This is a genomic window from Pedobacter changchengzhani, assembly GCF_004354365.1.
GTDB classification, from domain to species: domain Bacteria; phylum Bacteroidota; class Bacteroidia; order Sphingobacteriales; family Sphingobacteriaceae; genus Pedobacter; species Pedobacter changchengzhani.
In genome coordinates, this window is record NZ_SJCY01000002.1 from 122,044 (window position 1) to 137,036 (window position 14,993).

Below are 14,993 nucleotides of genomic sequence, written 5' to 3' on the forward strand. Positions count from 1 at the left end.
GCTTAATGTCTTGCTGTTCCGAATTCTCGGGATAAGCATCTTTCCTGCTACAAAGACCCTGAACTAAATTGAGGGTAATGGCCGCTCTAACCCAAAACCGATTTAGACTCTCGAAAGTAATATATGATTATAAACTTCAGCTTAATACGCTGTGACGCCAAATTATATTTTGCACATCATTTTGGGTTACTTACACAACCATATTTGGCTATACGAATATCTTCAGCTCAGGATCGGTTCTGTTTGTTATTGACCACAATTTTAACTACCTAAACCCGATAGAAATGGAAAGCCCCAGATTTTTCATCTGGGCTTGTAATGGAAAGCGGGAGGGTACGCTAATAGTAGCAGTGCAATTGCTTTTCTAAAAACTTAAAACCATTGACAAAAAAATCACACTTTAATTTATTTATGCACCATTTAGAAATAATGTTTAGAAAAACAGGGTTAGTTCTACGGTTGAAACCTTAAATTTGTTTTATAAAATCTAAAATCAAATTGGCAAAAACTAAAACGGCATTTTTCTGTCAGAGTTGTGGTTACGAATCGGCAAAATGGCTGGGCAAATGTCCGTCATGTAGTAATTGGAACACGTTTGTAGAAGAAATAGTAGAAAAAGGTGCGACATCTGTGCCGACTTGGAAAACAGAAACCACATCGCGCAAATTAAGTAAACCAAGCAAAGTAGATGAAATCAAATCGTCATCGGAGCGGAGAATTTTAACTGGCGACAAGGAACTTGACAGAGTTTTGGGCGGTGGATTAGTTGAAGGATCTTTAGTTTTAATTGGTGGCGAACCTGGCATAGGGAAATCTACCTTAATGCTACAACTTGCTCTAAATTTGAAAGGGAAAAAGCTCCTTTACATTTCTGGCGAAGAAAGCGAACAGCAAATTAAAATGCGTGCAGAGCGGATTACAGAAAGTCCATCGGCAGAATGCTACATTTTAACAGAAACATCAACACAGAATATTTTTAAGCAGATTGAGGTTTTACAGCCCGAGATATTGGTGGTAGATTCCATCCAAACCTTGCATTCATCTCACATAGATTCTACGCCAGGAAGTGTTTCGCAAGTGCGCGAATGTACTGCAGAATTGCTTCGCTTTGCTAAAGAAACAGGCGTACCGGTATTTTTAATTGGTCATATAACTAAAGATGGCGCTATTGCAGGCCCGAAAATTTTAGAACACATGGTAGATACGGTTTTACAATTTGAGGGCGATAGGCACCATGTTTACCGTATTTTACGTTCGATAAAAAACAGGTTTGGTGCTGCTGCAGAGTTAGGGATTTATGAAATGCAGGGCACGGGCCTAAGAGAGGTTTCCAATCCATCAGAAATTTTATTATCGCAAAGGGATGAAGAGTTAAGCGGAATTGCAATTGCCGCTATGCTTGAAGGCGCTCGCCCAATGTTGATAGAAACGCAGGCTTTGGTGAGTACAGCCGCTTATGGCACACCGCAACGTTCGGCAACCGGTTTTGATACCAAAAGAATGAATATGCTTTTAGCCGTGCTTGAAAAACGCTGTGGGTTTAGGTTGAGTACACAAGATGTTTTTTTAAATATTGCAGGTGGCATAAGAGTTGAAGACCCGGCGATTGATTTGGCTGTGCTCATCGCAATTATTTCTTCTCATCAGGATATTGCTGTTTCATCTAAAAATTGTTTTGCTTCGGAAGTGGGCCTCTCGGGAGAGATTAGAGCAGTAAATAGAATTGAGCAGCGGATTGCGGAGGCAGATAAGCTAGGTTTTGAGCGGATTTATATTTCGAAATACAACTTAAAAGGGATAGATATTTCAAAATATCAGATTGAGATTAAAGCCGTGAGTAAAATTGAGGAAGTTTTTGGTTTAGTGTTTGGATAACAGATTATTGCGGGTATAAATTTCCACATAAAATAATAAATACGGGGAATTTTATGCACAAAGTCATTTTTTTAAGTAGTTAAATTCACTTTATTTTTACGCCACAATTAACTCATATACAGTTATATAAGTATATTTTACATCATTTATATATTTTGGTTCGAGCTTTGCATAACGTATTATGTTGTACATCATGGGATGTGATCTATAACAATAGGGATGATTTTCCTCGTTAGTGTAAACTAACGAGGATTTTTTTTGCCCATTCTCTTGAAAAAATTTCAATATCTTTGAATTAGAAATTCAACCCGATAAACCCTTAACATAATGAGAAAATTGATTTTTAGTTTAGGCTTTTGCCTTTTAACAATTGCAGCATTTTCGCAAACCGATTATAAAGGCCAACAGTTTGGCGAAGGTGTAAAGACTGGAAATGTTAATGCTGTAGCAAACATTGAAAGCAAAATGGGCGACAACAAAACTGCCGAAATGAAAGTTGAAGGTAAGGTTGTTGAAGTTTGTAAGAAAAAAGGTTGTTTTATGGTTTTGGAAACCGCCAATGGACAAGGTATGCGCGTTACTTTTAAAGATTATGCTTTCTTTATGCCGAAAGATATTGTGGGTAAAACTGTTGTTTTAGACGGTATTGCGAAAAAACAAACCATTTCGGTAGAAAAGCTGAAGCACTATGCTGAAGACGCGCACAAATCAAAAGAAGAAATTGCTAAAATTACGAAGTCTAAAAATGAATTGGCTTTTGAAGCAAAGGGTGTTGTAATTTTGGATTAGTAGATTTAGGAACGAAGAGTAAGGATATTGAATATTTTATTAAGCGTATCAAAAATCCAATTTACAGCAAAGCCTTGGTTACAAGTTAAACAATTAAATGATGATTAAAAGTTTCATAGAAAACAAGTGGGTTAAAGCAGTGGCATTTTTAATCTTTTTCTCTACATTAATGATTGCTTACCAAATCGGAAGAAAAGATGGGGCTTCAAAAGCTCGAAAATCACCTGCGCAACAAACTGTAGTTAACAAAGACTAATATGAAATTAAATCAAGTTCGTACATTTTATCCATAATTTTTATCGTTTTTGTGCTGGGGGAAATCGTTGAATCTTATGGCAGAAGCGTTGCGAAAAACCCCCGACTAATGAGTTGATAAGAGGCTAGCTGACATGGTTGGAAATCATTACCACCTTTTAGTGTATTTCGATACTTAATTTTAAAACAAGTAAATTGATAAGTAGATTTCCTAAAAACATCGTTCAAACACTCGGTCTTATTGCCTTTGGTTTTATACCAAGCGTTTTTTTAGTTGCGATTCAAGCAATGGATCTAGTTCATATCCCCGAGCAAATATTTAATAGTACATTATTTGTAGCACTTTCCCTATCCATAATATTCTTTTACGTTTGGAAAAATAAAAGAATATTCACCTTCAAAGATTTATTTGCTTACAATAATCCCAAAAGAATAAAATTGCTTTTTTTCTTTCTCTTAATTATGATTATTTTTCAGTTAGGAGTTGAAACACCCATTTCAAGATTTATAAGTTTTCATGTAAAAAAATCCAGTAATATTTCAAACCCATTTAATAATTTACCAGCAATGATTGGGGCAGTAACTTTAGCACCCTTTTTTGAAGAAATAATTTTTAGAGGGATAATTCTCCGTGGCTTTTTAAGTAACTATAAACCTGCAGTGGCAATTATTATCTCAACAACAATTTTTGCATTGGCACACGGTGCACCAAATTTAATTTTTGGGACTTTTTTTCTGGGGTTGTTATTTAGTTATTTATTTTATCTAACTAAAAGTATAATACCTACTATGTTTTTTCATAGTATTTCGAATGTCATCGGTTTGTCTATAGGTTTTCTACTATTCAAAAATTATAACCAATGTAGAGTAGAAAAAACATATGGAGATTATACAATTGCCATTTTATGCATCAGCTTGATAACTGTTGTATTTTTTGGTTGGTTACTTTTAAAGAAAAACAGAGCAACAGGTATAAAGTGATATTAGCAGATAATTAGAATACTATTGTGCCTAAACATAAAGCCGGTAATCAGAGATTAAAATTATTCTCGCAAATTGGTTAGAGATAATGATAGCATAGCTATTAAGAACGTGTTAACAGTTCACAATATAAATTGTTCAAATTAGCGTTAGTCGATTAAGACATGAGCTAAAGAAATAACGTGCAAGCAATCATAATCATGATCGCAGGATTGCAAACCATGGCACAAAAATGCCCCAAACTTTACAAATTAGGGGCATTTTCATTTAAAACGAAATTTCGGTTACAACACCCAATTCCAACCAAATTCGTCTGGCACCAACCCATAACGGATATCGTTAAGTGTTTTAGCAATCCCATTTGAGATATGTCTTGTTGATGGATCTGTTAATTTATACACCTCACCTTTATAACCAATTTCGCCTACATGCGTAACTGTTGCCGCCGTGCCCGCAGCAAATGCTTCAGTTAAGGTTCCGTTTTTAATTCCCTCAATTACTTCACTTACCGACACTCTGCGTTCTTCTACCTCAATACCTGCTTGCTTTGCTAACTTGATAATCGTATCTCTTGTAACGCCATCTAAAACGGTGCTACGGATAGATGGTGTAATTAATTTTCCATTTATTACAAACAGTAAATTTGCTGTTCCAGCTTCTTCAATAAACTCATGTGTCACCGAATCGGTCCAGATTAATTGATCGAAACCTTCTTTTTTTGCTTGCTCGAATGGGTATAAAGAGCGTGCGTAATTACCTGCAGTTTTAGCAAAACCTACGCCACCTTCGTCAGCTCGGGTAAATTCGGTTTCTATTTTAACTTTTAATGCATTGCTGTAATATGGCCCAGTTGGCGTAGTTAACAATGCAAATTTGTAACTTTCAGATGCCTTTACGCCTAAATAAGGATCGGTTGCAAACATTACTGGACGAATATATAGCGCATAATCTTCTTGATTAGGCACCCATTTTTCATCAATATTGATTAAAGCTTCTAAACCTTGCATAAAAATTTCTTTCGGCAATGTAGGCATAGACATCCTTGTTGCTGATTTATTTAAACGTTCAAAGTTTTTATCAGCACGGAAAACACTAATTTTTCCGCTTGGCTGGCGATAGGCTTTCATACCTTCAAAAATAGCCTGACCATAATGTAAAGCTGCAATTGCAGGACTCATTGGAATTGGCCCGTATGGTAAAATTTGAAGATTTTTCCATTCTCCGTCTTCATAATCTGCCGTAAACATGTGGTCGGTAAAAACCTTACCGAACGGCAATTGTGAAAAATCGGTAACCGACAAACGTGTATGGTCTGCCTTTGTGATTTTTATTTCTAAATTATCAGTCATATCGTTATATTTTTTACCAAAGGCATCCCTTTGTAAAATGATTGATTTTGGAATGTTAAGATGATTTCGAACTTGCGAAACTTTTCAGCTTTCCACCCATCACTCGATCATTATTTTATTTGCGCAAAAATACGTAAAAAGAAACCTTCTTTTATAGCTTTTATTATTAAAAATAGTGGTTTCAAAGTGTTTAGCGTACACTAAGTGTTGAAGTGCCGACAGCTACAACTGCATCAAAACCTTAATAAAGAACTCTAAATTTTATGGTATTTTCTATCTTTTTTAATGATTTAAAAAGTTGTTTATCGTATTCGGTATTGATGTCGGTAATGGCATATCCAATTTCTTGGTTGGTCATTAAAAACTGACTTACAATATTTATATCATGTTTTGCAAACACAGTATTGATCTTCGCCATTATACCGGGTACATTTTTGTGAATATGGATTAATCTATGCGATTTTTCGATTTTCGGAAGCTGGAGGTTTGGGAAATTACTACTCATGTAGGTAGCTCCGGTGTTCATAAAATCAATTACACGCTTCGGAATAAAACTAACATTGTGCGGATTGCTCTTCGCGTCATCAAAAATTACGATACCCATTTTCGTGCAACTGTCTAAATTCAACTTACCTTTGCTGTTCCCTAAATAACCGATGGTTTTAAGCTTCACGGCACGCTTTAGTTTTTCATTTTCAATTTTTTCACCATTTGCTAAAAGTATTAATCCTACGTCTTTAACGTACTTTTCTTCAAACGAAGTTTTATGTCTAATTGATAAACCATCATTTTTTAATAATGCAATACTTAGTGGATCAACATCGCCGATAACCAAACAAAGGATTCTATTTTTTGGGTAAGAAATTGCCCTCGGCAGGTTGTTAACATACAAAAATTCATCAAAACTCGGCGTAACGTGGTCGGCTTTAGCCACAATACTTTCGCGGGCTATATTTTCGGTAAAAGCAAAAAATTTATTAATTAATCCGCTCTCACGCAGTTGAAAGTCAGAATATCCATCTCCAATACCAAAAAGCTCGCCTTCTAATTTTAGGTATTGCAATAATTTAACTTTTCCACCCTCTTCACTTAGTGGGTTGGCGTGGTCGTAATCAATAATTTTACCATCACCTGTGGTTACAAAAGTGTTGGCATAAATATTTTCTTTTTTAATATGGTATTGGCTTACCACTGGTATAATAAATTCCTTAAATCCGCCAGATACAATCAGCACGTCATCTGCATGTTTTTTAAAAAAAGCTGCATTGCGCGAAAATGAGGTCGAAACTTTTTTCTTCAAATGCTTAATCAACAGTTTCAAATGTTCTTCATTCGCTTCTAAAAGTTTTACTCTTTGAGCCAAACTCTCAGAGAATGAAAGCTTACCTTCCATTGAAAGGTTAGTAAAATCTTCAATCTTTTTATAAATTGCTTCTCTTTCTGGATGATCTTTTAATGATATGCGGGCGAGTTCATCTAATGCTTCTACCTGGGTAAAAGTACTATCAAAATCGATAATATAATATGATTTTTGTTTGGGCATTATTTTAAGTGTTGGGTAATTTCTTTTAAACTTTGAGCAATTGGCTTAAATTGGATGCCGGTTGCTTCTACTATTTTTTTATTATCGTAATTGCTATCTGTTGTGCTACTTTCGGCAGTATCTCTTGTAATTGCAGGCTCGCTGTTTGTAAATAAGGAGATAAATTTTAGTCCTCTCCAAGCCAAGCCGAGCATCCAAGGTTTTGCCTCTTTAGTAGGTGCTTTAACTTCAAAACCGTCGGCAATTTCCGAAAAAAGTCGCTTATAATGGTAATTTTCTGAAGAAACAATATACCGCTGACCTTCAATCTCGCTTTCCATCAATAAAATCATCGCTTTCGCAACATCTTCTACATCAACAAAACCCGAAGTGCCATTTGTAAAAAAAGGGAAACCGTTCTTAACCATTTTAAATATAGAACCACTGCCTTCAAAGCCTGCATTTTTCCCTATTATTATAGATGGATTAACGATGACAGCGTTTAACCCTTCGGTTATACCGCGCCAAACTTCCATTTCGCCTTCGTATTTAGACAAGCTGTAGGCATGCGCTTTTGAATCGTACTCCCAAAAGTTTTTTTCTGAGATTTTTTCTCCTTTTTTCGGAATGCCGAGTGCAGCAATAGAGCTTACATGTAAGAGGCGGCAATTATATGCTAAGCAAAGATTAACAATATTGGTTGTGCCATTAATATTTACATGAAAAAGTTGCTTTTTATTTTTCGAGTTTAAGGATACGAAAGCAGCGCAATGATAAACGTGGGTTACATCTGCGAAAGCATCGGCGAGTGTTGCCGGCTCATTAATATCACCATTAACCCAATTTATTAAAGCATTATTTTGAAGTAATACAGGGATTAAAGATTTTTCTCGTTTAATTGCCCGCACCGTTAAACCCTTATCGGTTAACTGTTTTAATAATTCAGACCCTAAAAATCCAGTTCCTCCGCTTACCAGTATCATTTATTTTTTTCGACTATATGTGGAAATATGCATTCAAAAATAGATATTTGAGGCGATAGTTTTAAAAATATGTCACTAACAGATTTCTTTTCTCCGGTAAATCCCGAAAATTTTACACCCAAACAAGGATTTTTCACAAGTCAACTGGGTTTAAAGGCTCAAATTTTTACAGAGTCGTTTCCAGATCTTACAGAAAACAATTTCGATTTGGCCATATTTGGCGTACTTGATGGCAGAAACGCCATAAATAATGAGGGTTGCGCACTTGCGCCAGATTATTTTAGAGAAAAATTTTACAAGCTAAATGAGGGTTCGTTTACCAGTAGAATAGTAGATTTAGGAAACATTAAACCTGGTGCAACCGCAGCCGACACTTATATAGCTGTAAAACTTGCCGTATCTGAAATAATTAAAAATAATATTATACCGATTATTATTGGTGGCGGACAGGATTTAACCTTTGCGCAATATTTAGGTTACGAAGATTTAGAACAGAAAGTTGATTTGGTAGTTGTTGATAATCAGTTTGATATAGATGACGACAACCACGATGGTATTGCAACACGATCTGACTGTTATTTGAATAAAATTTTTCTTCATCAACCAAATTATTTATTCAATTTTAGCAATATTGGCTATCAAACCTATTTCGTAAACCAAGAAAGCTTATCGGTTATGGATAAGCTCTATTTTGATGTGCACCGACTGGGCGAATTTGCGCAGGATATTACGTTAACAGAACCGATTATCCGCAATGCGAATATGATTAGCTTTGATATTGGCGCCATTCGCTCTGCAGATGCAATTGCAAACGCAAATACATCGCCCAATGGATTTGATGGCGAAAAAGCCTGTAGAATTGCCCGTTATGCTGGCATGAGCGACAAACTTACTTCAATAGGTTTTTACGAATTTAACCCCGCTTATGATAACAACGGACAAACCGCATTTTTACTTGCCGAAATGGTTTGGTATTTTGTTGATGGGTTTTACGCTAGAAAGAAAGATTTTCCGCTAACACCAAAATCGCAGTTTATGATTTACCGCACCAGCTTAAAAGATGGTTCGGGCGAGATGACTTTTGTGAAAAGCAAAAAATCAGACCGATGGTGGATGCAGGTTCCTTATCCTTCTACACACTCTAAAAATGAACGTTACCATTTGGTGCCTTGCAAGTATGACGATTATCAAACCGCAGTAAATGGCGAAATGCCCGATTTATGGTGGCGCACTTATCAAAAATTAAACTAATATTCTTTGTGTAATTTCAAAGTTAATGGTAGTTTCTGAGTTTGAAAAACAAAACTACCACTACTATTTAAATGATGAATATTATTTTTGGCAAGATAGCCACAGCAACGAAGTTGATTTGCTCAAACCAACCGAAGATGGTTTTTCGGTATTTGAAATTAAGGCAACACAAACCATAACACCCGATTTATTTAAAAATTTAGATAAATTTGAAACTTATGCAAATCCAAATAAAGTGCGCAAAACTTTGGTTTATGGTGGCGCAGAAAATCAAAAGCGCACTAAACACCGTGTGTTAAGTTGGAAATCTATTGAATTGGGTTAAAATATAAGCGATGTGAAAATATCCAAACACTGATAAATGACAAAATGTAACATTTATGGTGGCGAACTTATCAAAACTTATTATAATTTTACATCAATAAAAACGTTAATCATAACTAACAAATAACTTATTAATGAAAAAAATATTATTATCTGCCTTAGCACTAATGCCTATGGCTTTAATGGCGCAACAGCCATTTACAGTAAACGGCAGTGTTAAAGGTTTAAAAACTGGCGATAAGGTTTACCTCGTTTATCAAGGTGCCGACGAAAGAATAACCGATTCGGCTACAGTTACCGATGGTAACTTTACTTTTGCGGGCACAATTAAAAACACATCGCCAAGCAATTTATTCAAAAATAAAAACCCTTATGTTAATCAGCCTGCTGAAGGGGAAGTTTTAGACTTTCTGACAGTTTACTTAGAGCCTACATCTATTTTAGTAAAAGGAACAGATTCTTTAAAAAATGCAACAATTACTGGTTCAGCTGTAAATGATGACAATAAAAAGTTGCAAGTGGCCACTAAAGCCATTACCGCCGAGCTTGCGAAAATTAACGCAGAATATGCTGGTTACACTGCAGAGCAGAAGCAAAACAAAGAAATAATGGATGCTTTGAAAACTCGTTTTGAAAATGTTTCTGCAGGGATGACACCAGTTTTATTGGATTTTATAAAAAACAATCCAAAATCGTACATTAGTTTAAGTGCGATATCAGATTTAGCAAGTGATCCCGATCAAGTGCAAGTAGCAGAAAAAAGCTACAATACTTTATCGCCAGAATTAAAAGCAAGCGCTTTAGGGGTGAAATTGGCTGAAACATTTAGTGCAGCTACTAAAACAAGTGTTGGCACAATGGCGATGAACTTTACACAAAATGATGTAAATGACAAGCCAGTATCATTATCTGATTATAAAGGTAAATATGTTTTGTTAGATTTTTGGGCATCATGGTGCGGACCCTGTCGCCAAGAAAACCCTAACGTTGTTGCAGCTTATAATAAATACAAAGATAAAGGTTTTACCGTTTTAGGCGTTTCGTTAGATCGTCCTGGTAAAAAAGATGCTTGGTTAAAAGCAATTGCTGATGATAAACTAGCTTGGACTCATGTTTCGGATTTAAAATTTTGGAATAATGAAGTTGCCAAAATGTATGGCATTCGTTCTATTCCAGCAAACTTTTTGATTGACCCAAGTGGAAAGATTATTGCAAAAGGTTTGAGAGAAGAAGCGTTGCAGAATAAACTTGAAGAATTATTAGGCAACAAATAGTAATAGCTAAAATATTTAGCCAGTATATACTAAAGAAGTCAAGTTTTTAAAACTTGACTTCTTTTTTTGTTGGTGCTTGTTGAATTACTAAAGCAAATTGTAATAATATTTAGCGAGTATATATTTTAAAGGAGTCAAGTTTTTTAAAACTTGACTCCTTTTTTTTGTTGCAGCTTGTTGAATTACTAAAGCAAATCGTAATAATATTTAGTAAGTATATATTTTAAAGAAGTCAAGTTTTAAAAACTTGAATTCTTTTTTTTGTTGGTGCTTGTTGAATTACTAAAGCAAATCGTAATAATATTTAGCCAGTATATATTTTAAAGAAGTCAAGTTTTTAAAACTTGACTTCTTTTTGTTGGTGCTTGTTGAATTACTAAAGCAAATCTTAATAATATTTAGCGAGTATGTATTTTAAAGGAGTCAAGTTTTTAAAACTTGACTTCTTTTTTGTTGGTGCTTGTTGAATTACTAAAGCAAATTGTAATAATATTTAGTGAGTATATACTAAAGAAGTCAAGTTTTAAAAACTTGACTTCTTTTTTGTTGGTGCTTGTTGAATTACTAAAGCAAATCGTAATAATATTCAGCGAGTATATATTTTAAAGAAGTCAAGTTTTTAAAACTTGACTTCTTTTTTGTTGGAACTTGTTGAATTACTAAAGCAAATCGTAATAATATTTAGCGAGTATATATTTTAAAGTTGGTGCTTGTTGAATTATTAAAGCAAATTGTAATAATATTTAGCGAGTATATATTTTAAGAAGTCAAGTTTTTAAAACTTGACTTCTTTTTTTAAAACAATAATATTCACAATTTTAATGGCCGAGAAATCATTTTCTAGATTAAATCGAAACCAATATCTTCTCTAAAATATTTACCATCAAAATAAATACGACCTGCATCAGCAGTAGCACATTGTAGCGCTGTAAATAAATCTTTCTGTAAGCTTGTTATCGCAATTACTCTACCACCATTGGTTTTAACCACATCGTTTTCTAACAATGTACCTGCATGGAAAGCAGTGGAATGCCTAAGGTTATCGATACCCGCAATTGCTTTACCTTTTAAATATTGTCCTGGATAACCACCAGCTACAATCATTACGGTTGCAGCAGTTTGATTTGAAATTTTTAGTTGAATACTATTCAATTTTTTCTCGGCAGTTGCCACAAAAAGCGCTACCAAATCATTTTCAATTCTTGGTATTACACTTTCAGTTTCCGGATCACCCATTCTTGCATTATATTCAATGATGAATGGATCATCACCAACTTTTATTAATCCAAAGAAGATAAAACCGGTATAATCTATATTGTCTTTCTTTAATCCTTCTACGGTAGGCTTAATAATTCTTTCTTCTACCTTTTGTAAAAATTCTGGCGTTGCAAAAGGAACAGGCGAAACGGAACCCATACCACCTGTGTTTAAACCTGTATCAGCTTGACCAATTCTTTTATAATCTTTCGCAGATGGAAGTGTGACATAATTTTCGCCATCCGTTAAAATGAAAACTGAAAGCTCTATTCCGCTTAAAAATTCTTCGATAACAACAGTTGCGCCAGCAGAACCAAATTTGCCACCGAGCATTAATTTTAATTCTTCTTGTGCTTCTATTGTTTCTGTGCAGATTAAAACGCCTTTACCCGCAGCTAAACCATCGGCTTTTAAAACCACAGGTAACGCATGGTTTTGCAAATAAGCTAAGCCATCTGCTAAGGTTTGAGGTGTGAAAGACTTTGAGGCGGCGGTTGGAATATTATGACGGGCCATAAATTGCTTAGAAAAATCTTTACTTCCTTCTAAAATTGCACCGTCTTTTTTTGGCCCGATTACTGGAATATGAGCAATGGAATTATCTGCTAAAAAATAATCGTGGATACCGTTAACCAAAGGTTCTTCGGGGCCAACAATAACCATATCGATTTGCTCATTAAGTGTAATGGCCTTTATCGCATCAAAATCATTTACACTAATGTTGATGTTTTTACCAAATTGGCCAGTACCACCATTACCGGGTGCAATAATCAATTTATCGCAAAGGGGAGATTGTTTAAGTTTCCAGGCAAATGCACACTCTCTGCCACCTGATCCTAATAGTAAGATGTTCATATTGGCAAAGATAATATTTTAGTATCAAGAAGCGAGCATCAAGTATCAAGATTTGGGTACTTGTAACTTACAACGTCTCCTTGTTTAAACTACAATCCTCAACTTTTTACCTTTAATTTTTTTTAGCTGCCTTTCACTCCTCGAGTCATTTGTTCTAGCATATCCCACATATCGTTCGGAATTGCTTCCAAACCATTCATTTGTCCTGCGCCCTGAAGCCATTCGCCACCATCAATGGTGATTACTTCGCCATTAATATAACCTGAAAAATCGCTTATTAAAAAAGCAGCCAAATTTGCAAGTTCTTGATGATCGCCAACACGTTTCAACGGCACGCGGTTTTTAAAATCGAATTTCTTAGCTAAATCTCCAGGTAATAGTCTCTCCCACGCACCTTTTGTTGGAAAAGGACCTGGAGCGATCGCGTTTGTACGTATTCCATATTTACCCCACTCTACTGCTAATGATCTTGTTAAAGCCAAAACCCCGCCTTTAGCACATGCAGAAGGCACAACATAGGCTGATCCTGTAAAGGCATAAGTTGTAATAATATTCAACACTGTTGCAGGCTGTTTTGCAGCAATCCAATGTTTCCCAAAAGCTAGCGTACAATTTACCGTTCCTTTTAAAACAATATCTATAATTGATGAGAATGCATTGGCAGATAACCTTTCGGTTGGAGAGATGAAATTACCAGCGGCATTATTAATTAACCCATCAACTTGCCCAAAATGCGTTAAAGTTTTGGCTAACATTGCTTCTACTTGATCATTTTCCCGCACATCGCAGGCAACAGCTAAAACCTTACCTCCTGTCTTCTCTTCCATTTCATCGGCAGTTTTTTGCAAAACATCTTGCTTCCTGCTGGTTATAACTAAATTTGCGCCCAACTTTAAAAAGTAAATACCCATGGCCTTACCTAATCCGGTACCACCGCCAGTAATTACAATCGTTTTTCCTTTTAAGGCGTCATCTCTAAGCATTGGTGAATTGTAGTTTGCCATATTGGTTAGTTTTTTGGTTGATTAGTTTTTTTGGTTAGTTAGTTAGTTGGTTAGTTTTTTGGTTGATTAGTTGGTTGGCTTACTATAGTTAAAACGAAAAGTTATCATTCACCATCTGCGACTCATCACTCATAACTCATAGCTATAACGTTGGCTTACTATAGTTAAAACGAAAAGTTATTATTCACCATCTACGACTCGCAAACTCATCACTCATCACTCATAACTCATAACTATAACGTTGGCTTACTATAGTTAAAACGAAAAGTTATGAGTCGCCATCTACGACTCGCAAACTCATCACTCATCACTCATAACTCATAACTATAACGTTGGCTTACTATAGTTAAAACGAAAGGTTATTATTCACCATCTACGACTCGCAAACTCATAACTATAACGTTGGCTTACTATAGTTAAAACGAAAAGTTATGAGTCGCCATCTGCGACTCGCAAACTCATCACTCATCACTCATAACTCATATCTCATATCTAAAACCATAACTTATTTTCTTTGCAAACTTGCTATAATAACTTTCAAAATATGTCGTGTTTTTGGCGACCACCATTGTACTAACATTTTTTCTAGTGTTTTAGATTGATCGGCGCTAAGGTCTCTAATTAAATCTTCGCGAATATTTAGCTTACTTTGAGACCAAGTATTGCTTTCAAGCTCCATATATTTCTTAATCTTTCTCGTTGCAGCGGTTAATAAACTTTCGTTCTTTACAATTTCATCAATTAACCCTACCGCTAAAGCCTCTTCAGGATTATACAATTTACCAGTAAGTAAACTTCTCGATGCTTCGGCATTTCCGATCCAGAAAGAATAAAGTTTAAAAATACTATTGGGTACAATTATACCAACAGGAACCTCATTTAAACCAATAATAAACTGGCCCTCGGCCATGATTCTATAATCGCATGCTAAGGCCATAACGCAACCACCAGCTGGGCTGTGACCGCTAATTGCTGCAATAATCGGCTTCTTAAAAGCAACAAGATCTGCCGTGAATTTAAAGAACAGCTCAAAAAAAGTTTTTAGTTCTTTTTCATCATAATCGTAAAGTTCTATCAAATCTAAACCTGCCGAAAAAAACGGACTGTTCCCTGTTAAGATTACGCCACCAATATTTTCATCATTCGAAATATTTTCCAACATATCGTTAAGCTCGGTTAAAAGCTCGGTATTTAGCGGGTTGGATTTGCCTCGACTAAGCGTTATTGTTGCTAAACGATCGGTTACACTAACCTTAATGGTATTCATAATTTTC

Annotated in this window: 13 protein-coding genes; 7 read left to right on the plus strand and 6 right to left on the minus strand. The window is 35.3% G+C overall.

Going from position 1 to position 14,993, the window contains the following annotated elements; all coding sequences use genetic code 11:
* Positions 1 to 498: 498 nt before the first annotated feature.
* The 4 genes from radA to EZJ43_RS03370 all read left to right on the plus strand — a co-directional run bounded on the left by radA (position 499) and on the right by EZJ43_RS03370 (position 3,900).
* Positions 499 to 1,875: a DNA repair protein RadA gene (radA, locus tag EZJ43_RS03360; protein WP_133261262.1), complete on the plus strand. Its 1,377-nt coding sequence runs from the start codon at positions 499 to 501 to the stop codon at positions 1,873 to 1,875.
* Between the two features lie 327 nt (positions 1,876 to 2,202).
* Positions 2,203 to 2,664, plus strand: a complete 462-nt coding sequence (locus EZJ43_RS03365; protein ID WP_133261263.1) for a DUF4920 domain-containing protein — start codon at positions 2,203 to 2,205, stop codon at positions 2,662 to 2,664.
* A 100-nt stretch (positions 2,665 to 2,764) separates the two neighbouring features.
* Positions 2,765 to 2,920 (plus strand): hypothetical protein, encoded by a 156-nt coding sequence (locus tag EZJ43_RS17030; RefSeq protein WP_165953079.1) that lies wholly within the window; start codon positions 2,765 to 2,767, stop codon positions 2,918 to 2,920.
* 194 nt (positions 2,921 to 3,114) lie between these two features.
* Positions 3,115 to 3,900: a CPBP family intramembrane glutamic endopeptidase gene (locus tag EZJ43_RS03370; protein WP_133261264.1), complete on the plus strand. Its 786-nt coding sequence runs from the start codon at positions 3,115 to 3,117 to the stop codon at positions 3,898 to 3,900.
* A gap of 284 nt (positions 3,901 to 4,184) precedes the next feature.
* Here EZJ43_RS03370 and EZJ43_RS03375 read toward each other — a convergent pair whose 3' ends face one another.
* The 3 genes from EZJ43_RS03375 to EZJ43_RS03385 all read right to left on the minus strand — a co-directional run bounded on the left by EZJ43_RS03375 (position 4,185) and on the right by EZJ43_RS03385 (position 7,754).
* Complete coding sequence (locus EZJ43_RS03375; RefSeq protein ID WP_133261265.1) at positions 4,185 to 5,249, minus strand: branched-chain amino acid aminotransferase; 1,065 nt, start codon at positions 5,247 to 5,249, stop codon at positions 4,185 to 4,187.
* A gap of 241 nt (positions 5,250 to 5,490) precedes the next feature.
* Complete coding sequence (locus EZJ43_RS03380) at positions 5,491 to 6,792, minus strand: HAD-IB family phosphatase (protein ID WP_133261266.1); 1,302 nt, start codon at positions 6,790 to 6,792, stop codon at positions 5,491 to 5,493.
* Positions 6,792 to 7,754, minus strand: a complete 963-nt coding sequence (locus tag EZJ43_RS03385; RefSeq protein ID WP_133261267.1) for an NAD-dependent epimerase/dehydratase family protein — start codon at positions 7,752 to 7,754, stop codon at positions 6,792 to 6,794. Before EZJ43_RS03385 ends, EZJ43_RS03380 begins: the two co-directional genes overlap by 1 nt.
* A gap of 69 nt (positions 7,755 to 7,823) precedes the next feature.
* Here EZJ43_RS03385 and EZJ43_RS03390 point away from each other — a divergent pair, with 69 nt between their 5' ends.
* The 3 genes from EZJ43_RS03390 to EZJ43_RS03400 all read left to right on the plus strand — a co-directional run bounded on the left by EZJ43_RS03390 (position 7,824) and on the right by EZJ43_RS03400 (position 10,603).
* Positions 7,824 to 9,005: a formimidoylglutamase gene (locus EZJ43_RS03390; RefSeq protein ID WP_133261268.1), complete on the plus strand. Its 1,182-nt coding sequence runs from the start codon at positions 7,824 to 7,826 to the stop codon at positions 9,003 to 9,005.
* 25 nt (positions 9,006 to 9,030) lie between these two features.
* A complete protein-coding gene (locus EZJ43_RS03395) occupies positions 9,031 to 9,330 on the plus strand; it encodes a hypothetical protein (RefSeq protein ID WP_133261269.1) in 300 nt (99 codons plus the stop codon).
* A gap of 133 nt (positions 9,331 to 9,463) precedes the next feature.
* A complete protein-coding gene (locus EZJ43_RS03400; protein ID WP_133261270.1) occupies positions 9,464 to 10,603 on the plus strand; it encodes a TlpA disulfide reductase family protein in 1,140 nt (379 codons plus the stop codon).
* An 840-nt stretch (positions 10,604 to 11,443) separates the two neighbouring features.
* Here the strand turns inward: EZJ43_RS03400 and purD are convergent.
* From purD to EZJ43_RS03415, 3 genes are all read right to left on the minus strand, one after another.
* On the minus strand, positions 11,444 to 12,715 hold the full coding sequence (gene purD, locus EZJ43_RS03405; protein ID WP_133261271.1) for a phosphoribosylamine--glycine ligase: 1,272 nt from the start codon (positions 12,713 to 12,715) through the stop codon (positions 11,444 to 11,446).
* A gap of 122 nt (positions 12,716 to 12,837) precedes the next feature.
* The gene (locus EZJ43_RS03410; protein ID WP_133261272.1) at positions 12,838 to 13,719 is read right to left on the minus strand and encodes an SDR family oxidoreductase; all 882 of its coding nucleotides are present in this window, start codon (positions 13,717 to 13,719) and stop codon (positions 12,838 to 12,840) included.
* A 505-nt stretch (positions 13,720 to 14,224) separates the two neighbouring features.
* Complete coding sequence (locus EZJ43_RS03415) at positions 14,225 to 14,986, minus strand: enoyl-CoA hydratase/isomerase family protein (RefSeq protein ID WP_133261273.1); 762 nt, start codon at positions 14,984 to 14,986, stop codon at positions 14,225 to 14,227.
* Positions 14,987 to 14,993 lie beyond the last annotated feature (7 nt).